Origin of the sequence: Marinobacter sp. CP1, from assembly GCF_001266795.1 — a bacterium.
Classification (GTDB): domain Bacteria; phylum Pseudomonadota; class Gammaproteobacteria; order Pseudomonadales; family Oleiphilaceae; genus Marinobacter; species Marinobacter flavimaris.
Genome location: NZ_CP011929.1, coordinates 2,407,027 through 2,428,448, shown reverse-complemented (window position 1 = coordinate 2,428,448; position 21,422 = coordinate 2,407,027). Strand labels below are relative to the sequence as shown.

The 21,422-nt window shown below is 57.7% G+C and carries 22 protein-coding genes; 17 read left to right on the top strand and 5 right to left on the bottom strand.

Going from position 1 to position 21,422, the window contains the following annotated elements; translation table 11 throughout:
• Positions 1 to 7 precede the first annotated feature (7 nt).
• The 3 genes from mobA to glp are packed head-to-tail and all read left to right on the top strand — an operon-like array spanning position 8 to position 2,357.
• Entirely contained in the window at positions 8 to 595 is a 588-nt protein-coding gene (gene mobA, locus ACP86_RS11215; protein WP_053113874.1) for a molybdenum cofactor guanylyltransferase MobA, read from the top strand.
• Positions 592 to 1,083 carry a molybdopterin-guanine dinucleotide biosynthesis protein B gene (mobB, locus tag ACP86_RS11210; RefSeq protein WP_053113873.1) on the top strand — a complete coding sequence of 164 codons (492 nt, stop codon included), beginning with the start codon at positions 592 to 594 and terminating at the stop codon, positions 1,081 to 1,083. Before mobA ends, mobB begins: the two co-directional genes overlap by 4 nt.
• 26 nt (positions 1,084 to 1,109) lie before the next feature.
• Positions 1,110 to 2,357 carry a gephyrin-like molybdotransferase Glp gene (gene glp, locus ACP86_RS11205; RefSeq protein WP_053113871.1) on the top strand — a complete coding sequence of 416 codons (1,248 nt, stop codon included), beginning with the start codon at positions 1,110 to 1,112 and terminating at the stop codon, positions 2,355 to 2,357.
• On the opposite strand, the gene ACP86_RS11200 is transcribed toward glp, so the two are convergent.
• Genes ACP86_RS11200 through ACP86_RS11185 form a run of 4 tightly spaced genes read right to left on the bottom strand, consistent with a single transcriptional unit; the run spans position 2,358 to position 6,377 of the window.
• Positions 2,358 to 2,834, bottom strand: a complete 477-nt coding sequence (locus ACP86_RS11200) for a DUF6505 family protein (protein WP_008177294.1) — start codon at positions 2,832 to 2,834, stop codon at positions 2,358 to 2,360. It abuts the gene before it with no gap.
• Positions 2,831 to 3,535, bottom strand: coding sequence for a biotin/lipoate--protein ligase family protein (locus ACP86_RS11195; protein ID WP_008177292.1), 705 nt, complete (start codon positions 3,533 to 3,535; stop codon positions 2,831 to 2,833). Before ACP86_RS11195 ends, ACP86_RS11200 begins: the two co-directional genes overlap by 4 nt.
• Positions 3,532 to 4,380 carry an Mrp/NBP35 family ATP-binding protein gene (locus tag ACP86_RS11190; protein ID WP_075267633.1) on the bottom strand — a complete coding sequence of 283 codons (849 nt, stop codon included), beginning with the start codon at positions 4,378 to 4,380 and terminating at the stop codon, positions 3,532 to 3,534. The genes ACP86_RS11195 and ACP86_RS11190 overlap by 4 nt, the downstream gene beginning before the upstream one ends.
• A 17-nt stretch (positions 4,381 to 4,397) precedes the next feature.
• The gene (locus ACP86_RS11185; RefSeq protein WP_053113870.1) at positions 4,398 to 6,377 is read right to left on the bottom strand and encodes a 4Fe-4S binding protein; all 1,980 of its coding nucleotides are present in this window, start codon (positions 6,375 to 6,377) and stop codon (positions 4,398 to 4,400) included.
• A 143-nt stretch (positions 6,378 to 6,520) separates the two neighbouring features.
• On the opposite strand from ACP86_RS11185, the gene ACP86_RS11180 reads away from it, so the two are divergent.
• The 11 genes from ACP86_RS11180 to ACP86_RS11140 all read left to right on the top strand — a co-directional run bounded on the left by ACP86_RS11180 (position 6,521) and on the right by ACP86_RS11140 (position 14,548).
• The gene (locus ACP86_RS11180) at positions 6,521 to 7,099 is read left to right on the top strand and encodes a DUF3305 domain-containing protein (RefSeq protein ID WP_053113869.1); all 579 of its coding nucleotides are present in this window, start codon (positions 6,521 to 6,523) and stop codon (positions 7,097 to 7,099) included.
• Positions 7,099 to 7,725: a DUF3306 domain-containing protein gene (locus tag ACP86_RS11175; protein ID WP_053113867.1), complete on the top strand. Its 627-nt coding sequence runs from the start codon at positions 7,099 to 7,101 to the stop codon at positions 7,723 to 7,725. Before ACP86_RS11180 ends, ACP86_RS11175 begins: the two co-directional genes overlap by 1 nt.
• Before the next feature lie 109 nt (positions 7,726 to 7,834).
• Positions 7,835 to 8,446: a molecular chaperone gene (locus ACP86_RS11170; protein WP_008177286.1), complete on the top strand. Its 612-nt coding sequence runs from the start codon at positions 7,835 to 7,837 to the stop codon at positions 8,444 to 8,446.
• Between the two features lie 41 nt (positions 8,447 to 8,487).
• Positions 8,488 to 8,679: a twin-arginine translocation signal domain-containing protein gene (locus tag ACP86_RS11165; RefSeq protein WP_008177284.1), complete on the top strand. Its 192-nt coding sequence runs from the start codon at positions 8,488 to 8,490 to the stop codon at positions 8,677 to 8,679.
• Between the two features lie 90 nt (positions 8,680 to 8,769).
• A complete protein-coding gene (locus tag ACP86_RS11160) occupies positions 8,770 to 11,655 on the top strand; it encodes a formate dehydrogenase subunit alpha (RefSeq protein ID WP_053113865.1) in 2,886 nt (961 codons plus the stop codon).
• 15 nt (positions 11,656 to 11,670) lie between these two features.
• On the top strand, positions 11,671 to 12,279 hold the full coding sequence (fdh3B, locus tag ACP86_RS11155; protein WP_008177277.1) for a formate dehydrogenase FDH3 subunit beta: 609 nt from the start codon (positions 11,671 to 11,673) through the stop codon (positions 12,277 to 12,279).
• An 87-nt stretch (positions 12,280 to 12,366) separates the two neighbouring features.
• Entirely contained in the window at positions 12,367 to 13,539 is a 1,173-nt protein-coding gene (locus ACP86_RS11150) for a formate dehydrogenase subunit gamma (RefSeq protein WP_053113863.1), read from the top strand.
• Positions 13,536 to 13,661, top strand: coding sequence for a hypothetical protein (locus tag ACP86_RS23465; protein WP_264752631.1), 126 nt, complete (start codon positions 13,536 to 13,538; stop codon positions 13,659 to 13,661). The genes ACP86_RS11150 and ACP86_RS23465 overlap by 4 nt, the downstream gene beginning before the upstream one ends.
• Positions 13,654 to 13,893, top strand: a complete 240-nt coding sequence (locus ACP86_RS11145; protein ID WP_053113861.1) for a sulfurtransferase TusA family protein — start codon at positions 13,654 to 13,656, stop codon at positions 13,891 to 13,893. Before ACP86_RS23465 ends, ACP86_RS11145 begins: the two co-directional genes overlap by 8 nt.
• 107 nt (positions 13,894 to 14,000) lie before the next feature.
• Positions 14,001 to 14,141 carry a hypothetical protein gene (locus ACP86_RS22865; RefSeq protein WP_008177269.1) on the top strand — a complete coding sequence of 47 codons (141 nt, stop codon included), beginning with the start codon at positions 14,001 to 14,003 and terminating at the stop codon, positions 14,139 to 14,141.
• A 155-nt stretch (positions 14,142 to 14,296) separates the two neighbouring features.
• Positions 14,297 to 14,548: a hypothetical protein gene (locus ACP86_RS11140; protein ID WP_008177267.1), complete on the top strand. Its 252-nt coding sequence runs from the start codon at positions 14,297 to 14,299 to the stop codon at positions 14,546 to 14,548.
• Here the strand turns inward: ACP86_RS11140 and ACP86_RS11135 are convergent.
• Positions 14,545 to 15,159, bottom strand: a complete 615-nt coding sequence (locus tag ACP86_RS11135; protein ID WP_008177265.1) for a hypothetical protein — start codon at positions 15,157 to 15,159, stop codon at positions 14,545 to 14,547. The genes ACP86_RS11140 and ACP86_RS11135 overlap by 4 nt on opposite strands.
• Positions 15,160 to 15,432: 273 nt before the next feature.
• Between ACP86_RS11135 and ACP86_RS11130 the strand changes: the two genes are divergently transcribed.
• From ACP86_RS11130 to ACP86_RS11120, 3 genes are all read left to right on the top strand, one after another.
• A complete protein-coding gene (locus tag ACP86_RS11130) occupies positions 15,433 to 17,358 on the top strand; it encodes a methyl-accepting chemotaxis protein (RefSeq protein ID WP_053113860.1) in 1,926 nt (641 codons plus the stop codon).
• Between the two features lie 126 nt (positions 17,359 to 17,484).
• Complete coding sequence (locus ACP86_RS11125) at positions 17,485 to 19,059, top strand: NADH-quinone oxidoreductase subunit L (RefSeq protein ID WP_053113858.1); 1,575 nt, start codon at positions 17,485 to 17,487, stop codon at positions 19,057 to 19,059.
• Positions 19,059 to 21,422, top strand: a complete 2,364-nt coding sequence (locus tag ACP86_RS11120) for a YbcC family protein (protein WP_053113856.1) — start codon at positions 19,059 to 19,061, stop codon at positions 21,420 to 21,422. Before ACP86_RS11125 ends, ACP86_RS11120 begins: the two co-directional genes overlap by 1 nt.

Here is a 21,422-nt window from a genome sequence, read left to right as displayed (position 1 = left end):
GCACGGCGTGACCGATTGCGCAGTCATCCTGGCCGGCGGCCAGGCAAACCGGATGGGCGGCGGCGACAAAGGCCGGCTTATGCTTGGCGACCAGTCATTGATCCAGCGGGTTATTGAGCGAATCACGCCGCAGGTTGACGCGGTGGTACTGAATGCCAACGGCGATATACATCGGTTTGACGATCTGGGTTTGCCAGTGGTCGCAGACTCCATCGAGGGCTTTCCCGGCCCGCTGGCCGGTGTACTGGCCGGCATGGACTGGGCGGCCGAGCAGGGCCATGACTGGCTGATCAGCGTTGCCGCGGACACGCCCTCCTTTCCCCGGGACCTGGCCGAAAGACTGGCCGGATATGATACCCCGGTGGTACTGGCAGCCACGCCGGACGCCGAGCGGGGCCGACTGCCACAGCCAACCTTTGGTCGCTGGCAGGTATCCTTGCGCCACAACCTTCGGGCGGCCCTGAACGATGGGGTTCGCAAGATCCGCCAGTGGACTCAGGCCCAGGGCGAAACCCTGGTGGTGTTCAACGAGGGCGACTTTTTCAACATCAATACGCCGGAAGATCTGGCCTGGGCGGAGCAGAACCTGAAGTGAACGTCATCGGCATTGTAGGTTGGAAAAACTCCGGAAAGACCACCCTGGCCTCGGCCCTGATTCGTGAGCTGTCCAGTCGGGGGTTAACGGTGAATTCGATCAAGCATGCCCACCACATGGTGGATGTGGATCAGCCCGGAACAGACAGCTACAAGCACCGGGACGCCGGTGCCCGTGAGGTCATACTGGCCGGTGGTCAGCGCTTCGCGATCATGCACGAACTCCGGGGGGCAACAGAGCCAACGCTGGACGAATTACTGTCCCGGCTGGGCCCCTGCGACTGGGTGGTGGTGGAGGGTTTCAAGACCCACTCCCACGCCAAGATCGAGGTGCACCGGCGGGAGGGTTCGCGGTCACCGCTGTTCACCGAGGATCCGAGCATTGTTGCCGTGGCGTCGGACTACGCTGCCGAGTTCTCGGGACCCGTGTTCGACATCAACGATATCCCCGCCATCGCTGATTTTATTCTCAACCGTCAGCCAGCCTGAACAGCCCAACCAGGAGCCGAAGATCCATGAAACCGCTTCGCAACGACTGCTTTGCCCTACCCCCCGGCGTCAACTGGACCCCGGTTGAAGAGGCCCTTGAGCGTTTGCGTTCACGGTTACATCCTGTGGTGGAGATTGAGCGCGCCGTTCCCCTCTCCCAGGTAAACGGCCGCATCCTGGCAAACGATGTCCATGCGCCCCGGGCTCATCCCCCAAGCAACAATTCCGCCGTCGACGGCTATGCCCTGGCCGGACCGGTGACGGACGTGCCCTGCACCCTACCCCTGGTCGAAGGTCGCAGTGCCGCCGGTGAGCCATACACAGGCCAGGTGCCCGAAGGCCACGCAATCCGGATTCTGACCGGAGCGGTCATTCCAGCCGGCACAGATACCGTGGTTCTGGAAGAAGACTGCGATGTCGCGGATGGCCATCTGCACCTGAACGGCACGCTAAAAGCAGGCGCCAATGCCCGCAAAGCCGGAGAAGACATAAAGGCAAAGGACAAGATCCTCACAACCGGAACCCGCCTGAGCCCGACCCAGATTTCGGTACTAGCCAGCGTGGGCGTGGAATCCGTCGACATCTATCAACGACTGCGAGTTGGTGTGCTGTCCACTGGTGATGAAGTGAAACCGGTCGGGGCAACTGTTACCGACTGGCAGATTTACGACGCCAACCGCCCTATGCTCAGCGCCCTGGTTTCGCAACTGGGCTACGAGCTCGTGGATCTAGGCCATGCGCTGGACCGGGCCGAAGAGGTGAAAGCAGCGCTTGAGCGCGGCGCGGAACACTGCGACCTGATCCTGACCAGCGGTGGCGTGTCTGCCGGCGACGAAGACCACGTGTCAAAAACACTGAAAGCCCATGGCGACATCAGCAACTGGCGCATCGCCATCAAACCCGGCCGGCCTCTGGCGCTCGCCATGTTCCAGGGCACGCCGGTCGTTGGGCTGCCGGGTAATCCGGTGGCCGCCTGGGTCTGTGCCCTGCGGTTTGGTGCTCCGGCCATGGCGTTGTTGGCAGGCGCGGAATGGTTTGAGCCACAGGCCTATGTGATGCCGGCCAATTTTTCCAAGAACAAAAAACCCGGGCGCAGCGAGATGCTGCGGGCACGGGTTCGGGATGGGCAGGTTGAGGTGTTCGGTTCGGAAGGCTCCGGCCGGGTGACCGGCCTGGCCTGGTCCGACGGACTGGTGGAACTGGATGAAAGCGCCCAGCAGATAGAGCCGGGCACCCCCGTGCGGTTTATTCCCTACGGCAGCTTCGGGCTGTAATCAGTCAACGCTGCCGTGCACCGCAAAGGCCTCCAGTGAAGCATCCTGCGGCCCCCGGGAACGGTAGGTTTCCTCGACACCCAGCTCGGTCAGCGTGCGGCTGACCATCAGCAAGGTGTTGTCCTCGAAGTCTTCACACATGTTGCGCATCTGATCGATTTCTGCACAGGCCACCGGATAGGCAGCATCAATACTCGGCGCGCCATAATGGTCAACAAATGTCTGGGCGAGGGTTCGTCGCACCTGCTCCAGTTCCGGCTCGGTGATATTGCATACACCCACGAAACTGGCGCGGCCGCCAGACTCAATGCTGTACCAGCCATTAGTGAACGCCTGGCGGGCTTTCCCTTTCAGGTCTGCTTCGGTCCAGTTGGAAAACTCGAAGCCACCGGAGATCGCCCATTCGCCGCTGGGCGCAGGCTTTTCAAATACGTTCTCGTCCGATATATCCAATTGCAGGGTTCGGGCCAGCTTCATACGTGCTCCGCGAATTCAATCAAGCTCAATGTCTCGGTCATCACATCCTGACGCAACAGCATCCGGCCTTTCTCATCCAGGCCAACAAAAAGTCCGGGCCGGGGCCGTTCGATTGTCTTGCCCAACGTGTCACAGCGGGGCCGCCATTCGTTGTGCACCCGCTCGAAGCCACTGTCCATAAAGTAGGTCAGCCACAACAGCGTGTGTTTGGACCAGCTTTCCAACAGGGCCATGGGCGTGATTTCAACGCAGCCTTCTTCGTACAGACAGGTTTCGTTCGGATTTTCTCCCGGCTCGTCGGTCATCGGGATAAAGGGCACCTCAACGCCAATGACCAACCAGTTAGGATGCGCTTTCGGATCAGACACGTCCGCAGCAAACCGGACGCTTCCGCAGACAGCTCCGTTGACCTTGATGCGGTCGGGCCATACAAAGTGTACGGGGACTTCGGGCGGGGCCAGAGCACCCAGACTCTCGGCCAGACCTATCTGGGCGACATAGACCGCCTGAATGGCCTCTTCCAGGGGTGTTTCCGGCGCCAGCACCAGGGCCGCACGCAGGCTGTCGCCTTGCTCGGAGTAGAACACCGTGCCGGAGTCAACGCCCGCAATGGCCCGGCTCACGGCCTTGTCAAAAGGGTCGGTGTGCCTGGGTACCACCTCCCCGGTCAGTAACGGTGGGAACTGGGGTGTATCGATCATTGGATGGCCCGGGCGTAGACGTCAGAGGCAACAATTTCATCGGCGATGCGCTGGAACGCTTGCGCCTGGGGACTATCCGGCTTGGATACCACAATCGGCACTCCGCCATCCGATCCCACCCGGATATCGAGATCCAGCGGAATCTCTCCCAGGAACGGCGAACCGAGTTTCTCGGCTTCCGCCCGCGCGCCACCGTGTCCGAACGGATGGTGCTCTTTGCCGCAGCCATCGCAGATAAACGAGGCCATGTTTTCAATCAACCCGAACAGCGGCACATCCATCCGCTTGAACATATCAATACCCTTGCGGGCATCCATCAGGGCGATGTCCTGGGGCGTCGAGACGATAACCGCTCCTGCAACAAAGAACTTCTGGCTCAGGGTCATCTGGACATCGCCCGTGCCCGGCGGCAGATCCACCAGCAGCACATCCAGCCGTCCCCATTCCACCTGGTTCATCATCTGTTGCAAGGCGCCCATCAGCATCGGCCCGCGCCAGACGATGGCTTCGTCTTCCGGGGCCATCAGGCCCAGGGACATCAGCGTTACGCCGTGGTTTCTCAGCGGCAGGATGGTGCTTCCATCCGGGCTGGACGGCCGACCGGAAACCCCCAGCATGCGGGGCTGGCTCGGGCCGTAGACGTCGGCGTCCAGCAGGCCGACCTTGAGACCTTTCGAGGCCAGGGCAACCGCCAGGTTGGACGACACGGTGGATTTGCCAACGCCACCCTTGCCCGAGGCGATGGCGATGATCCGATCAACGCCCCTGGGGTTTTTGTCCTGAGGCTGGGGAGCGTCGGTTCCGATCAGGTTCGGTTTTTTTCCTACTTCGGTGTACTCAACCATGATGTGTCCTGTTGTTTTTAGCTGTCCAGATAATCATCACTGGTGCGGACCCTGGGGCGTTCACCGGCCGCCATGGGTGCGTTGTCACCATGGAACTGGGATTTGACCCGACAGTCGTCGCACATCTTGATCAGCTGCACGTTATCAGAGTTCTTGTACATCCAGTGCTGGTTTTCCAGTTTCTCGACGATCCGGTTAATGGTGCTGGCAACGCCGAACGGGGTTCCGCACTTGATGCATTCGAATGGCTCCTCACCGTGCAATGCCCGGGCACTCAGCGCCGCCTTGGACACATCCAGCTGGGGCTTCAGGGTGATGGCGGTCTCAGGGCAGGTACTCTCGCAGATACCACACTGGACACAGGCGTTTTCCGTGAACTGGACCTCGGGGCGATCCGGGTGGTCACCAAGGGCGCCCGTCGGGCAGAGTGATACACAGGCAAGGCAGAGCGTGCATTTATCGGAATCAATTTCGATCGCACCGTATGGCGCGCCTACAGGGAGCGGAATCGGCTCTTCGATCTTGTCCGACATCGCAGCCACTGTCACCCGTGTGATATCCCGGCGACCGCCAACCAGCAGAACCGGATCGCTCACTCGCCCGGCATTGTCACCCGCATCGCAGAGTTCGATGGCGGAAATGACCCGCACCCGGCTCGGCGAGTTGTGGGTGCCTTTGAGCATGGCCTGGGCCAGTTCCACTTCCGCAGTCACCGCCCGGCGATCCAGCTCATTGTCCGCAAGGATCAGAACCTCGGCGTAGCCGGCGCCGAACGCCGCCATGATTTCAGCGTGCCCAATCCGGTCGACATGCTCGAGCCCCATCGGGATCAGATCATCCGCGAGGCCATTATCGTAGCGGGCCAGGTTGGCAATGGCCTCTGTGCCAGCCTCCAGGGTATGGAACACCAGGCGTGGCGATTCGTGAGTATGCTCGCGATAGACCTTGGCCATCACTTCAACAGCCTTGGTGATCGCCTCGAATGGCGTCTCATTCATGGTCACCGCAGAGGTGGGACAAACGGCGGCGCAGGAGCCACAGCCGGCGCAAATGTCCGAATCGATCTGAATATGGTCGCCAAAGGAGAAAATGGCTTCCGTCGGGCATACATCCAGGCAACGGGTACAACCGGGCTTGTTGGCCCGGGAGTGCGCGCAGAGCGACTCTTCGAGCCTGAAGTACACGGTTTTTTCGAACTCACCCACCATTTCCCTGGCCGTCAGGGCAATGCGCTCCAGCTCGCCGGTCTTCTTCGGGTCGGCCCAGAAGTAACCGTTGCGCTTCTCGTGGCTGGGAAATGCCGGGGCACCGCCACGCAGATCGATGAACACGTCGCATTCGCTGCGGGCGGTGGGCTTGGCTGCCTCATAATCCAGCTCACCGCGACCGGCCGGATGCAGGGGTTGCAGGTGCGCAAATTCCAGCTTGAAATTGCCCAGTGCGCCGTAGGCGCCCGTCAACTGCCCTTTGGCCACGTCGTAGGCAGCAGATGGCAGCTGGATCGGGCCGGCATCATTAACAATGCAGGTCACGCCCAGTTCGTCCTGCACCAGTCCGGCCATCCTTATGGCCTGTTCGGTGGGACCCACAATGCAGCACACGCCGCTGGACTGGATGGTTTTTGCCGGCGCCATTGGTGCCGGCAGCTGGGCAGCGGCAACCAGGGCGGCCTGCTTGGCGTGCAACCGTTCGGGCTTCGCGTCGGGGGCACTCCAGCCGGCGCGATCCCGGATATCAATGGATTGGAGCGGCGCTGAGTGCTGGGTCTCGGCGTAAACGTCCTCCGCAAGGCGCTCGAAAAAAGCCGCCTGCTGGCCACAGGCAATAAGCACGTCACTGCTGGCGCCCAGGTGCTCGGCGGCAATACTCATTTCGTTGCCGCACAGTTGATCCACTGCGATGACCTGATCCGCGGCCGCGGCTTTGCGCAGGGCCTCTGAATCGAAGGTCTGTGATTTGTCGCAGCTACATAGTAATAGGGTCTTGGATGCCGTCATCAGGAGTTTGACTCTTTCGTTGTTTTTATACGTGTACGTTTCCGTATCGCTTTTCGAGCATGCCACAGGCATTATCTTTTGGACAATTGGATAATCGTTTGTGCCCTGCTATTTTTACGCTATTACAAAAAATGAGAAGCACCATGAGTAGTCGTACAGATCAATGGCAACGCGAATTGAAGGTCGGCGCCGTCGTTCGCCGGTCTCCGGGGGTCACTCGTTGGGCAAAGGTTATCTGGAAGCCTGTTGCCGTCATACCGGGGGCGCCTGAGGCGTTCTGGAAAGAAATGGTTCGCGAGGGCGACGTGGTCGATTACCACGCGGGCACGGCTACGATGGAGCTGTTCCGGGCCGATGTTGAAGGCTATCTGGTCTCCCTGAACATGGCTGCCCCTTCGGTCTGGATCATCCTGGACAAAGATGTAACGAGCCAGTCGCCGTCCGGGTGGGTTGTCAGCACCGTCACAGCCAGCGCCCATGAGGCTCTGGATGCCCTCGACAGTGGCGAAAGCATTGTCGAGGCGGTTCCTATTCCTGAATCCCTTGCAGCCTGGATAAAAGAGTTTATCGATATGCACTATATCGAGGAGCCGTTCAAAAAACGTCGTCGCGACGAAGTCCGCGTGGATGGCGTTGAGGACGCCAAGGGCGACCCGCGCATTCGCCAGGAAAGCGACGTTTACCGTGCCCCTGCGAACATCAAAAAGCCGAGAATTCAGTAATGGCCGAATCAAGACTCCAGCGTTGGGCTCGCAAGAAGGCCGAAGCCGCCAAGCGCCCGGAACCATCCCCTCCTCCGGTTATCGAGACTGAGCCAGCCCCGGAGGAGCAGGAACTGGCAATCAATGAAGCATTGCCGGAACACGAGCTGCTAGAGAAGTATGGCCTGCCTGACCCGGAAAACATTGAACTGGGTACGGACATCACCGGTTTCATGCGCAAGGAAATTCCGGAGTTCCTCCGCCGCAAGGCCCTGAGGGGACTCTGGAAATCCAACCCGGTACTGGCCGTTCTGGACGGCCTCAATGATTACGATGAGGACTACACACTGGCCTCGACGGCCGGACAGACGGCGAAAACTTTATACAAGGTTGGAGAGGGGCTCGTCGACAAAGCCAAAAAAGCCGCGGACGTCGTGGACGATCAGTCGGAAAAGCAGGCAGTCTCATCGTTGGCAGAGCCTGATTCCACAACCGCCGAGGAACCGGATTCTGAGGACAGTCCCGAACTGGAAGATATGGCAACGCCGACGGAACTTCCCGAGCAGCAGCTTGCCCAAGAAGAGGCGACCTACTCGGAAGAGGAGCCGGAACCACGATTCCGTCCTCGTATGCGTTTTGACTATTAGCAGAATACGTTTCAGCTATTAGCAAATTAAAGGTCGGTCAGGCCAATATTCTGGATTGTGTACTAGAATAGCGTGACAGGCCGCACATAATAATTAGAAGGAACAGGAATTGAGTAACACTGCGGAAATCCAGTGCCCGCGTTCGATCTCTGAAGAAGATCGTGCCAGGGCCCAGATCTATCAGCTGCTTGGCGTCCTGCTTGTAGACCCGCCCTCCAGTGAATTGCTGAAGGGGCTGGCTTCATTACAAGGCGACGAGACGCCCCTCGGTTCGGCCTGCAAAAACTTGGCAGCCCTCGCCGAACGCACCAACCCATATGACGCCGAGAGAGAGTTCAACAATCTGTTTGTCGGACTCGGTCGCGGAGAACTGCTCCCCTATGCCAGCTACTACCTCACTGGCTTCCTGAATGAGAAGCCCCTGGCGGAGCTGCGTACGGATCTCATGACCCGCGGTATCAAATCCCGCAGCGACGTAAAGGAGCCGGAAGATCACATCGGCACCCTCTGCGAAATCATGGCGGGCATCATCACCGGGGAATTTCCATGCGACAGCGGACTGCCGTCGCAAAAAGCATTTTTTGATGCCCACCTGGCAAAGTGGGCAGCCTTGTTTTTTACCGACTTGGAAGAAGCGCAAAGCGCCATTTTTTACGCACCAGTGGGTTCGCTCGGTCGAGCCTTCATGGCGGTAGAAGCCGACGCCTTTGCAATTCAGTAACCGGGATCTCAAGGTCCCATAAACCCAGGGGGAGGTGTCCAATGGACAACCCGAAGCGTGAAAACAGCCGTCGCCGTTTCCTGCAAATGGCCGCTGCTGCAGCACCGGCTGCGGTGGCAATGACGGTTGCACCGAACGCCGCAGCGGAGGTCGTCAGACAAGACGCGCCGAAAAGCCGCGGTTTACGTGATACCGAACACACACGTAAGTATTTCGAATCGGCTCGCTTTTAACGGGGATTTGAGTTGATCGAGGTTGCGAAAGGCCCTTGAGAGATTCAGCTTTCCGAAAAAACGAGAATAATAAAGAGAGAGGTAAACGACATGTTAAGGAAGAAGACCAACGGGGTAGCGAAAGGCTCCCGTGCAGGCTCTTTGCTTTCTTCTCTCGCTGCCAAGACTCTGGACCGTCGTCAGTTCCTGACAACGTCTGGCGTGGCAGTGGGTGGTCTGGCCGCACTGTCGCTGTCATCGGGACGGGTTGAAGCTGCGGCCCCAACGACCGGGGGTGGCGAAGTCGTCGTCAAAAAATCCGTTTGTACGCACTGTTCGGTAGGCTGCACGGTCGAGGCTGAAGTGCAGAATGGAACATGGATCGGGCAGGAACCAGGCTGGGACAGCCCCTTCAATCTGGGTGCTCACTGCGCCAAAGGCGCTTCCGTACGGGAGCATGCCCACGGCGAGCGTCGTCTCAAGTCGCCCATGAAAATGGTCAACGGCCAGTGGCAGAAGATTTCCTGGGATACCGCCATCAACGAAATCGGCGACAAGATGCTCGAAATTCGTGAGCAAAGCGGTCCCGATTCGGTCTACTGGCTGGGCAGCGCAAAGTTCAACAACGAGCAGGCCTACCTGTTCCGTAAGTTTGCGGCCTACTGGGGCACCAACAACGTGGACCACCAGGCTCGTATCTGCCACTCCACCACCGTCGCCGGCGTAGCCAATACCTGGGGCTACGGCGCAATGACCAATTCCTACAACGACATCCACAACTCCAAAGCCATCTTCATCATCGGGGGTAACCCTGCCGAAGCGCACCCGGTCTCGCTGTTACATGTGCTTAAGGCGAAGGAAGAGAATAACGCACCTCTCATCGTCTGCGATCCGCGTTTCACACGCACTGCCGCGCACGCCGATGAGTTCGTCCGTTTTCGTCCGGGCTCCGACGTTGCGCTGGTCTGGGGCATACTTTGGCACATTTTCGAAAACGGTTGGGAAGACAAAGAGTTCATCCGCACCCGGGTGTGGGGCATGGATGAGATTCGTGAGGAAGTAAAACGCTGGAATCCGGAAGAAGTCGAGCGTGTAACCGGCGCTCCGGGCGCTCAACTCGAGCGTGTGGCCCGCACTCTGGTCAACAACCGCCCGGGTACCGTTATTTGGTGCATGGGTGGTACCCAGCACACCAATGGTAACAACAACACCCGGGCCTACTGCATTCTCCAACTGGCACTGGGCAACATGGGCGTTGCTGGCGGTGGCACCAACATCTTCCGGGGGCACGACAACGTTCAGGGTGCTACCGACTTGGGCGTGCTCGCCGACACTCTGCCCGGCTATTATGGTCTGTCCGCTGGCGCCTGGGCCCACTGGTCAAGAGTCTGGGAAGAGGATCTGGACTACCTGAAAGGCCGCTTTGCCGTGTGGGACAAGAACGGCAAATCCAAAGCCATGATGAACGAGAAAGGCATTCCGGTATCCCGATGGATTGACGGTGTCCTGGAAGCCAAAGAAAACCTGGAGCAGCCAGACAACACCCGGGCCATGGTGCTGTGGGGCCACGCGCCCAACTCCCAGACCCGTATGACGGAAATGAAGGAAGCGATGGAAAAGCTCGACCTGTTGGTTGTAGTGGATCCCTTCCCGACCGTTTCTGCCGTACTCCACGATCGCAAAGAGGGTGCCTACCTGCTGCCCACGACCACCCAGTTCGAAACCTACGGCTCGGTAACCGCGTCGAACCGTTCTCTGCAGTGGCGAGAAAAAGTAGTAGAGCCGCTGTTCGACTCCAAGGTCGATCATGAAATCATGAAGCTGTTTGCGGACAAGTTCGGCTTCACCGATCGCATGTTCCGCAACATTGCCATTGATGGAGACGAACCGTCGATTGAGGACATCACCCGCGAGTTCAACCGTGGCATGTGGACCATTGGCTACACCGGCCAGTCCCCTGAGCGCCTCAAGAAGCACATGAAATATCAGCACCACTTCGACAAGACTACGCTGCGTGCAGTCGGTGGACCTTGTGATGGTGATTTCTACGGCTTACCGTGGCCTTCATGGGGCACACCGGAGATGAACCATCCGGGCACTGCCAACCTGTACGACATGTCGTTGCCGGTTTCCGAAGGCGGCCTGACGTTCCGGGCCCGCTTCGGAGTCGAGCGTGATGGCGAAAGCCTGTTGGCAGATGGCGTCTACTCGAAGAACTCCGAGATCAAGGACGGCTACCCGGAATTCACCATGCAGATGCTAATGGATCTGGGCTGGGATGGCGATCTGACGGCTGAGGAGCGGGCCAGTATTGAAGCCGTGGCCGGCCCGGAAACCAACTGGAAGACAGACCTGTCTGGCGGCATTCAACGTGTGGCAATCAAGCACGAGTGCGCACCTTTCGGTAATGCCAAGGCCCGCACCGTGGTCTGGAACTTCCCGGATCCGATACCGCTGCATCGCGAACCGCTATATACCAACCGTCGTGATTTGGTTAAGGATTACCCGACATACGAAGACAAGACTTTCTGGCGGGTGCCTACCCTGTACGAGTCCATTCAGAAGAACGACTTCAGCAAGGAGTTCCCGATCATCCTTACCTCCGGCCGTCTGGTCGAATATGAGGGTGGTGGTGATGAGACTCGCTCAAACCCCTGGCTGGCTGAATTGCAACAGGAAATGTTCATCGAGGTTAACCCACGCGATGCCAACAACCTGAACATCCGTGACGGCAATGATGTCTGGGTTTCCGGCCCCGAAGGCGCGCGGATCAAGGTCAAGGCCATGGTGACCGAACGTGTCGGAGAGGGGGTGGCCTTCATGCCATTCCACTTTGGCGGGCACTATCAAGGCAAGGACCTGAGGGACAAGTATCCCAAGGGCGCAGACCCCATCGTTCTGGGCGAATCCACCAACACGGTTCAAACATACGGGTATGACTCGGTCACGCAGATGCAAGAGACCAAAGCCACCCTGTGTTCGATTATGCCGGCATAACAAGAGGTGTAAATCATGGCACTTGAGGGAAAAGCACGCGCAAAATTCCTGGTCGATGCCGAACGCTGCATCGAATGTAATGCTTGCGTAACGGCCTGTAAGAATGAGAATGAAGTCCCCTGGGGTATCAACCGCCGGCGCGTGGTGACCATCGGAGATGGTAAGCCTGGCGAACGCTCGATCTCGGTAGCTTGCATGCACTGTTCAGACGCGCCTTGTATGGCCGTTTGCCCTGTGGATGTCTTCTACCAGACCGAAGACGGTATCGTGTTGCACTCCAAGGATCTGTGTATTGGTTGTGGGTATTGTTTTTATGCCTGCCCCTTCGGTGCGCCTCAGTTCCCCCAGGCGGGCAACTTTGGCAGCCGGGGCAAGATGGACAAATGCACGTTCTGTGCAGGCGGCCCTGAAGAAGACAATTCAACAGCTGAGTTCACCAAGTACGGCCGCAACCGCATTGCCGAGGGCAAGCTGCCAATCTGTGCCGAAATGTGCTCGACCAAAGCGCTGCTGGCCGGTGATGGCAGCGAGGTGGCAGACATCTATCGCCAGCGTGTGGTGAGCCGTGGTTTCGGTTCCGGCGCCTGGGGATGGGGCACGGCCTATGGGAAGAAGGTCCCTTAAGCCCGCCATGAGTTTCGGGGCCCCCCGGGCCCCGCAAAACTCATGGCGGCAACGAACTCTTCTTCTTGATTCTTTTGGGGTGCTCGCATGAAGCGTAAGTTGTTAGGTGCTGTCGTCCTTGCACTGGCGACACTGGTGTTTAATCCTGTCTGGGCGCAAGAGGCCCCCGCGGTTGATCGCACGTCTACCGGGGGTGCTCAAACCCTGGAAGACATCCTGGCTCGTCAAAAACAGTTGGAAATTGACGAGTCTTTTCGCTCGGAAAACCTGGGTAATCCTGCCAATGCGGCACCGATCAGTGGTCGACTCGGCACCCTGGGAGGGCGCTCGGATTCCGACATCTATCGTGCCATTCGATACAACAAGATTGACCCCAGTACCCAGGCCCGGGGGCCTGCCGCTGACGTCCTGATCCAGGACGGAGGCATACCCTGGTACAAGTTACGAGAGGGGCCGGTCATCACTTACGGTGGCAGTGCAATCCTGGCTATCATTGCGCTACTGGCAGTGTTCTATTTTGTGCGCGGAAGAATCAAAATCAAAGGCGGCCCTGCGGGCACCACGGTTGAACGATTCAAAGCCATCGAACGATTTGGTCACTGGCTGTTGGCGGGCTCGTTTGTCGCATTAGCTATAACGGGGTTAATCACCTTGATGGGTCGCAGTTTCCTCATGCCAGTTATGGGGCCCGAGGCCTTTGCCACTCTGGCTGCCGGCTCCAAATGGCTTCACAACAACATTGCGTGGGCCTTTATGTTGGGGCTGGTGATGACCTTCTTCATGTGGGTGGCGCACAACATCCCCAACAAGCTCGATTGGCAGTGGCTCAAAGTGGGCGGCGGCATCTTCACCAACGCCCATCCGTCAGCGAGGAAGTTCAACGCCGGTCAGAAAATTGTTTTCTGGACCGTGATGTTGCTGGGTTTTTCAGTCTCGTTGTCGGGCCTGTCATTGTTGTTTCCGTTTGAAATTCCAATGTTTGCCAAGACGTTTGGCGTCGTGAACACTGTTTTGGGAACGGATTTGCCGACAGTGCTGACGCCGCACGAAGAGATGCAGTATGCCAACATCTGGCACTCTATCGTGGCGTTCGTGATGATGCTGGCCATCATTGCCCACATCTACATCGGCTCGGTCGGCATGGAAGGTGCCTTCGACGCTATGGGTAACGGCCAGGTTGATCTCGAATGGGCTCGTCAACACCACGACCTGTGGGTCGCTGAGGTTGAAGCCAAACAAGGCAAAGGAGGTTCGTCGTGAAGGTAATGATTTCGGCTTTTATCGCGGCCCTGCTCATTGCCACGGCTGCACCAATGGTGCTGAACCAATTTGGCTGGTCGTCGGCGGAACAAACCAGCGCAGAGAGCGTTCGCCTTGACTGATCAGTCCGAGGTATACCAGATCGACGCCGTCGGTCTGGTATGTCCTCTCCCCATCCTGCGCTTCAAAAAACGGACCAAAGACCTGCCCGGCGGAACACTGGTCGATTTCCTGGCAGATGACCCCACCGGCCGAAAGGACCTTCAGGCCCTCTGTGATATCACCGGCCACCGGATTGAATGGACCAGAGAAGAAGAAGCTGGCGTCACTCGTTACCGCATTTCCCTGGCATAAAACGGCATCGAAATCGTCAATCTTTTCCTACACTTCACCACGCCCTCTTGGAAAATCAGGCGCCAACCCCCTATCTTAAATTAGGACTCCTAATAATTGGAATTCCGATGAGTTCAGACCCACTGTGGGAAATGATGATGCCTGAAAATGTCGAGGGACTGGCCCGGTCGATTCCTGGTGCTGCGGAAACCATGACCTTCTGGAGGCACGAGTGGCGGATCAAGTCAGCATCCGGTGTTGTGAAATGACTGAGTGGTACCGGCACTCCCAAACAGCGTGAAAACGGAGACATATGCTGGAATAGCGTGATCATTGATGTAACACGGGAACGTCAGATCCATAGCAAGCAAACCACCGTAAGCCTACCCTCATTTCTATTTAATACAGACTAAAAGGCCAAACAATGAGCGACAACAGTCGACCGGTAATTCTGACTGCCCGGCAAATAAGATTCCTGCAGGACCTGATCCTCGAAAAGCAGTACCAGCTTGCCGCTCAGCAGTCAGAGAATCAGCAGAGCACTGATTACAGTCAACTCAGCGAGCAGATGAGCCACACAACAGATCTGCTGATGCAGCTGACCGACGCATTGCCGGAAGATTGCGCAATTCCCCTCCAGGAAACTCCGGAAATCCCGGCGAGCACCTGCCCCTAGTGACCACCTCGTGGATGCTTGCGGGCTTCCAGGTTACCCAGCGACATTTTCACGTCTCGATCCGAAAGTTCTGGAAGATCGTCAAAATTCGAAACTCGCGGAAATTTCGAATCGATCACAGTCGCCAGCGTATCGTCGATGCACAGGGTGTCTGCCACGGCCTGATGACAACCGGGCATCAGGATTGCCCTGATCTCGCCGATTTCTCTTGTTCCCGTCTCAACGTCTCCGGAGCGACTGGCGCTGATCACGGTGAGCTTTTCGGCCCAATCCACAGCGCGGCCATCAACAGGTTTCGCCTCAATCCGCTCACAGGCTGTCAGGGTTGCTTCAAGCAACGTTCGGAAGTTAGCTGATTCAGCCAGCCGCTCGGCCTTTTCGCGAGCACTGCGATCTTCGTCAGGCACCAATAGTATGTAGGGCGTATTATCAACAAAGACACCCCAGTAGTCGGCCGCAATGGCTTCGGGTTTCGGGTAATAAACCCCAGCGGTCAGGGTCGAATGCTTTTTCCTTCTAGCCAGGAAGGCGCCTTTTTTTTCACAATCCAATTCTTTGCCTCGGTCTTTTCCGGTTTTCACTTCTTGCACGGGTCGTCCAGCAATGGCCATTGAACGATAGGCTCGAGCCCCATCGGTGGATCATTTCGTGGACGCAGAAATATGGTGATTGCAAGAAGGTTTTACAAATCCGCAGCCAGGCCTGTGCCTGCCGAGCGACATTTCCGCTCTTTTGGCAGCACATATGCGTCGTAATCTCTGGAATGATTCACGAATGACGCAATAATGATTAAGGAAGCATCGATCCCGGCCGATATAAAAAAAGATCGCAGTAATTTGCGTGCTCCAATAGTCCGTAAAGCTTATAGATTCTGGGGAATCAGCATGTCTATCAGACAACTGTTCATCGTCTCGATTGCCGCTGTTCTGCTGGTCATCGCAATACTCGCAAGCGTTGTGATCGCTTTAAACACGCAGAAAACGATCACGGCAGATGTCGCTGAAAGGCAGAGTGATCTTGTCGAGGAGATCACCGGAATGCTCTCCATCACCGACGAGCTCATGTCAAAACGGGTGAAGAATTCGCTGAATCTGCTCATTGAACGCGGCCAGCAACTCGGAGCCGCCAGGATCCAGGGAACCGAACCGGTCGCAGGCAAACCCGTTCCGGCACTGTTTCTCGGCGACACCATGATCAACAACAACTTTGACCTGGTGGATGGCATAACCGGGATCATGGACGGCACAGCCACTCTATTCGTCAGGGATGGACAGGACTTTGTCAGGGTTTCCACAAACGTAAAGAAAGACGATGGATCCCGTGCCATCGGCACCAAACTGAATATGGCGGGCGCGGCCGGGCAGGCCATTAGCCGGGGCGAAGCCTACTTCGGACAGGTCGATATTCTCGGCAATCCCTACCTCACCGCTTACAGCCCTATCCGTAACGCCTCAAACCAGATTATCGGCATCTGGTATGTGGGCTATTCAGCGGACCTTGAAGAACTTGAAGCGGCCATCACCTCATCCAGCCTGCTGGAAAGAGGATTTCTCGCCCTGGTGGACGACAAGAATCGACTGCGCATGCACTCCAGCTCCATTGAGTCCGATCCACTGCAAAACCTGCTGGAATCTGAGCCGGAAGACTGGAACCTTGCACGTACTGCGTTCGATGCCTGGGGGTACCAGATTATCACCGGCTACTCGGAAGACGAAGTGGCAGCCATGGTTCGCAATCAGACCATCAAGACGGTCATGGCAATTCTGATCGGCGGACTGGTGCTGATCGGCTGCCTGAGTGCCCTGGCACAACTGGTTGTGGCTCGACCTCTCCAAAAAATGATCGATGCCATCAACGACATTGCCAGCGGCGAAGGCGACCTGACGGTGAGGTTCAATGCAACCGGCAAGAGCGAATTGGACGTCATGGCCCAAGGCTTCGATCGCTTGCTAGACCGGTTACAAACTACAATTTCAGAAACCAAAAGATCCTCGGAAAGCCTGCTTGAGGCCTCGTCGAGTCTAAGGGGCATAGCATCAGACTCCGCCACCGTCGTCTCGCAACAAACCGAGGAGACCGAGCAGGTTGCAACCGCCATGAATGAGATGACAGCAACCGCTCAAACTGTTGCCGAAAGCGCCTCCAGGGCTGAAAACATTGCCAAAGAGGCGGATGGTCTGGCCGAAAGTGGCCAATCGCTCATTGCCAAAACCACGGCGAAAATACAGAGCCAGCTCGACAACAACCAGAGCTCAGTGCAAACCAGTGCTTCGCTGAGAGCTGCATCGGATAACATCGGCAATATTCTTTCCGTCATAGAAAACATTTCGGAACAGACTAATCTCCTGGCGCTTAATGCAGCGATTGAGGCAGCGCGAGCCGGAGAACACGGCAGAGGTTTTGCGGTGGTGTCAGACGAAGTCAGAAACCTGGCCCGTCGGACCCAGGAGTCCATCAAAGAGATCCAGGACCAGATCAATCACCTGCAGGAAGGCGTTGCCGGTGTTACCGACGTTATTGAGGTGGGCAGTCAGCTAGCAACTGAAACCAACGACATGATCCGCGAAACCGGCAACGCGATCGAGGCACTGCGCGAGGGCGTTCGAACCATTCGGGACACCAACATTGAAATGGCAAGCGCCGCCGAGCAGCAGAGCCAGGTTTCTGAGGACATCAACCAGCGCCTTGAGCACATTCGGCAAATGGCTGGTAGCAGCCAGGAGAACGCCGCATCAACCAATGAGGCGGCAGAAACGTTGAAGCAACTAGCGGAAAAACTGAAGTCTCAATTGGACTCTTACAGGACCTGACCCAGTTTCCATACCCGGCAATCATTCTTAAATAACGAACGAATCGATCGGATATATATATTTTTGTTCACAGCAAAAGCCTCGGATACTACGCGTATTAAATACTCCTGATTCCGAGGCCCTCGCATGTTCGATGTTCAGGCGATCGAATCCTTGTTCTCACTGCTGGTACCGCTGCTTTTCGGTGCCGGAGCAGTCGCGACCGGATTGGCAACCAACCAGAGCAACCTTCTCGCACGGTCATTGACCTTCAAGCTTGCCTTTGTATCGGCTTTGGCCGCCGCAATCGGAAGTTGGTGGTGGCCGGTCGATGGCGTCTGGTTCAGTCACGCGCCTCTGGCCTCAATCATGTTGCTGCTTATCACTTTGCTGGGAATGGTGCTGGGACGCTTCTCGGAGAGGTATCTTGCGGGGGATCCCGGCCAGCGCCGATTTATGATCTGGCTTCAGGTGATCCTCGCCAGCGTGGCCATGATCGCCATCACCAATCATTTGCTGGTGTTCCTCGTCAGCTGGATTGCCATCAGCGTAAGCCTGCACCAGTTGCTGATGTTCTTTCCTGATCGCCCGCGCGCCGCCCTGGCGGCGCACAAAAAGTTCATTTTTGCCCGAATTGCGGAGCTCTGCCTGGCACTGGCGTTCCTCCTGCTTTATGTCCAGTACGACACGCCCTTTATTGATCGGATTCTGGTCCAGGTATCCGGTGCAACAGAGGTGCCCGCCGGCGCCCAGATCGCTGCGGTTTTGATGGCTGTGGCTGCTTTGCTCAAATGCGCACAGATGCCTTTCCACGGTTGGCTGATTCAGGTGGTGGAATCACCCACGCCGGTTTCCGCCCTGCTTCACGCCGGCGTTGTAAACCTTGGCGGTTTCCTGATGATTCTGATGGCACCGCTTATTTCAGAAGTAAGCGCAGCCCAGTGGCTTTTGCTGGCCGTGGCAGGCCCCACGGCGGTGTTTGCCAGCCTTGTTATGATGACCCGTATTTCCATCAAGGTAAGGCTGGCCTGGTCAACCTGCTCCCAGATGGGCTGGATGCTGGTTGAGTGCGCTCTGGGGCTGTACGAGCTGGCGCTCCTGCATCTGGTTGCGCATTCCGCTTACAAGGCACACACCTTCCTGAACGCCGGCAATACCGTTGAGTTGTCGATGAAAAAACGCCTGGTTGCCGTCAATGAGCCCGGGCCAAAACAGTGGCTGGCCGCTGCCGCCCTGGCGGGCCTGTTCATGCTGCCGACTGTTTTCCTGTCCAATGAGGCCGGCACGGCGCACATGTTTTCATGGATTGTGCCAGGCATCGCCCTGACGATTCTGCTCTCAGAGTTCCTGTCAGCCGGCGGCGGCGTTCTCACCGTTGCCCGTGGCCTGGTTATTGGTGCTGCCTTCTGGGCACTGTACTGGCTACAGAAAACCTTCTTCGGTTTGCTGCTTGCGCCACCGGAAAGCCAGGCAAGCCTGCTGGAAGTGGTTTTTGTCGCTGCCCTTATCGCAATACTGGTACGCGGCTACTACCAGATTCGCTACCACCGTTTCTCACCCGCAGGCGCCAGGCTTTATCGGTTCCTGTTCGCCGCGGGCTACCTCGATGAGTGGTCCACCCGTCTGACCCTGAAAATATGGCCTGCCAAACTGCCTGATGTCGTTCGGCCGCGAGCCGTGGTCAGCGTCTCTTCAACCTCTGGTTCCAGGGAGTCCGCATAATGTTAGCGTCGAGCCTTAATCCCACCACCGAAGCAACCACCCATACACCAGATTGGCAGGCGGCCGTCACCGATGCCTGCGCGCGAATCGCGCCCTCCTGGCCATTGGATCAGATGATCGCCGTGAATCCGTTCTGGGAAATGCGGGACCTGCCATTCACCAGGGTCGCTTCACGCATGGCGGCACTCAATGGCACCTGCTGCCAGAATCAGGCCGCGCTTGCCGGACAGGGCAACGGCCCGGCGGCCGCGGAGACCGCCAGCATGCCCGAACACTGGCAGAATCTGAGCGCCCAGCTAGATCGCAATCGCGACACCGCCCACCAGGTAGGCTGGCAGGATGAAGTTGTGCATCAGATAAGCCAGTTCTGCGGCGACTATTTCCAGCGTCTGGATGCCGGTGATTTCAAGGCGGATGCCCAGGACCTTTACCATAGCTGGCTGCAAATGACCCGGGCTGACCGCGGCATTGCCATTGTTATGGGCGAACCATCCCTGCCCTCGCAGTTTCAGGTGTTACCGGATCAGCATGAAAAACTGATTACCGATGCTCTCGACGCCCTGGCATCACAACCGGACTATGCGCCGGATTATGCCCATGCGCTCCTGCTGGATATCAACGGCTGGTCATCCTGGGCCGCTTACTTGCGGTGGCAAGCGCGACTCAGTGGCCACGAGGAAGACCTGCTGCCGGGCCTCCTGGCCATCCGACTGGCCTGGGAGCTCGCCATATGGCGGCACGTCCAACACGTTGGCGGGGCCATTTTTGCCGAACTGAAACAACGCTGGCTCAAACAGTGGGATGCCTGGCCAGAGATGCTGCAGACCCACGAGCAATCTCAAACCACAGGTTGGCGCCAGCAAACAGAGGCTGAGTCGGCCTACCAGTCACAGATGGCTGAAAAGCTTCTTACCAGGCCTGAAAATCCCTCGTCGGACGATCAGCCGCTCAAGTTACAGGCGGCCTTCTGCATCGATGTTCGGTCGGAGGTCTATCGTCGTGCGCTGGAAGCCCAGAATCCCGCTATTCAGACCCTCGGGTTTGCCGGGTTCTTCGGCCTCCCGATCTCCTATCGACCCAAGGGCACCGGGTTTTGCCGGCCACAATTGCCGGGCTTGCTGGCGCCGGCGCTCGAGGTTACTGAGGCCGAACCCGCCGACAGCTTCAGCCGGCAATCATTAGCCAACCACTCCCACTGGTCACAGTTTTCCAACGCCGGCCCGGCGAGCTTCAGCTTTATCGAGAGCATGGGCCTCGCAGGTCTGGGACGCATGGTTCGCAAAACCTTTTTTGGCAAGTCCTCGGATAACCCGGTCGATCAACTCCATAAGGGACAGACCGAGTTCGAGATCCGCCAGAACGGGACCCTGCTGGGCGCTGCGGAGAAAGCGGAGTTGGCCGGGGGTATTCTCCGGGCCATGACCCTGACTCATGATTTTGCGCCCACCGTTCTCCTTGTTGGGCACGGCAGTAGTACGCGTAACAATCCCCATGCAGCGGGCCTCGACTGCGGCGCCTGCGGCGGACAGACCGGTTCGGTAAATGTTCGCGTACTTGCCGGCATCCTGAACGACAAGGACGTGCGTGCGGCCCTGGCTGAGCAGGGGATTTTGATCCCCTCCGAAACCCGGTTCGTGGGGGCACTGCATAACACAACCACCGACGAGGTCGAGTGCTCAGGTGATGTTCCCGACGAGATCCGGGGTTTCCTGGCCAATGCCGGCGCCCAGGCACGTCGTGAACGCGCCCTGCGGCTTGGTATCGCAAACGAGAGCGATGTTGACAGCGCCATCAAAAAGCGCAGCCAGGACTGGTCCGAAGTTCGGCCGGAATGGGGTCTTGCCGGCAACGCAAGCTTTATCGTGGCGCCTCGTTCGGCCACGCGACACCTGGACCTGGGTGGCCGCAGTTTCCTCCACGACTATCGCTGGCGCGAGGATGAAGGCTTCAACATCCTCGAACTGATCATGACCGCGCCCATGGTGGTCACCCACTGGATCAACCTTCAGTACTTCATGTCTGTTACCGACAATCTGCATTACGGTAGCGGCAACAAGGTCCTGCACAACGTGGTTGGCGGCCACCTGGGGGTTTTCGAGGGCAACGGCGGCGATTTGCGAATCGGTTTGCCGCTGCAGTCGGTACACGATGGCCAGCGTTGGGTTCACGAGCCCCTGCGCCTGAGCGTTTACCTGGCCGCACCGAAAGAAGCGATTGCCGAGATCGCCCGGAAACACAAGGTCGTAAAGGATTTGATCGGTAACGACTGGCTGTATCTGTTCCGGATCAACGACGAGCACACCTCGATAGAGCGTTTTTATCAGAATCAATGGCAAACTGTTGCCTGTGACTCCAATCGGTAA

What these genes read in the sequence shown, in the direction of transcription:
- ACP86_RS11185 (WP_053113870.1), bottom strand. Translation starts at nt 6,377, where the DNA reads ATGACGGCATCCAAGACCCTATTACTATGTAGCTGCGACAAATCACAG.
- ACP86_RS11180 (WP_053113869.1), top strand. Translation starts at nt 6,521, where the DNA reads ATGAGTAGTCGTACAGATCAATGGCAACGCGAATTGAAGGTCGGCGCC.
- ACP86_RS11150 (WP_053113863.1), top strand. Translation starts at nt 12,367, where the DNA reads ATGAAGCGTAAGTTGTTAGGTGCTGTCGTCCTTGCACTGGCGACACTG.
- ACP86_RS11195 (WP_008177292.1), bottom strand. Translation starts at nt 3,535, where the DNA reads ATGATCGATACACCCCAGTTCCCACCGTTACTGACCGGGGAGGTGGTA.
- glp (WP_053113871.1), top strand. Translation starts at nt 1,110, where the DNA reads ATGAAACCGCTTCGCAACGACTGCTTTGCCCTACCCCCCGGCGTCAAC.
- ACP86_RS11130 (WP_053113860.1), top strand. Translation starts at nt 15,433, where the DNA reads ATGTCTATCAGACAACTGTTCATCGTCTCGATTGCCGCTGTTCTGCTG.
- ACP86_RS11125 (WP_053113858.1), top strand. Translation starts at nt 17,485, where the DNA reads ATGTTCGATGTTCAGGCGATCGAATCCTTGTTCTCACTGCTGGTACCG.
- ACP86_RS11120 (WP_053113856.1), top strand. Translation starts at nt 19,059, where the DNA reads ATGTTAGCGTCGAGCCTTAATCCCACCACCGAAGCAACCACCCATACA.
- fdh3B (WP_008177277.1), top strand. Translation starts at nt 11,671, where the DNA reads ATGGCACTTGAGGGAAAAGCACGCGCAAAATTCCTGGTCGATGCCGAA.
- ACP86_RS22865 (WP_008177269.1), top strand. Translation starts at nt 14,001, where the DNA reads ATGAGTTCAGACCCACTGTGGGAAATGATGATGCCTGAAAATGTCGAG.
- ACP86_RS11135 (WP_008177265.1), bottom strand. Translation starts at nt 15,159, where the DNA reads ATGGCCATTGCTGGACGACCCGTGCAAGAAGTGAAAACCGGAAAAGAC.
- ACP86_RS11165 (WP_008177284.1), top strand. Translation starts at nt 8,488, where the DNA reads ATGGACAACCCGAAGCGTGAAAACAGCCGTCGCCGTTTCCTGCAAATG.
- ACP86_RS11175 (WP_053113867.1), top strand. Translation starts at nt 7,099, where the DNA reads ATGGCCGAATCAAGACTCCAGCGTTGGGCTCGCAAGAAGGCCGAAGCC.
- ACP86_RS11200 (WP_008177294.1), bottom strand. Translation starts at nt 2,834, where the DNA reads ATGAAGCTGGCCCGAACCCTGCAATTGGATATATCGGACGAGAACGTA.
- ACP86_RS11140 (WP_008177267.1), top strand. Translation starts at nt 14,297, where the DNA reads ATGAGCGACAACAGTCGACCGGTAATTCTGACTGCCCGGCAAATAAGA.
- ACP86_RS11160 (WP_053113865.1), top strand. Translation starts at nt 8,770, where the DNA reads ATGTTAAGGAAGAAGACCAACGGGGTAGCGAAAGGCTCCCGTGCAGGC.
- ACP86_RS11190 (WP_075267633.1), bottom strand. Translation starts at nt 4,380, where the DNA reads ATGGTTGAGTACACCGAAGTAGGAAAAAAACCGAACCTGATCGGAACC.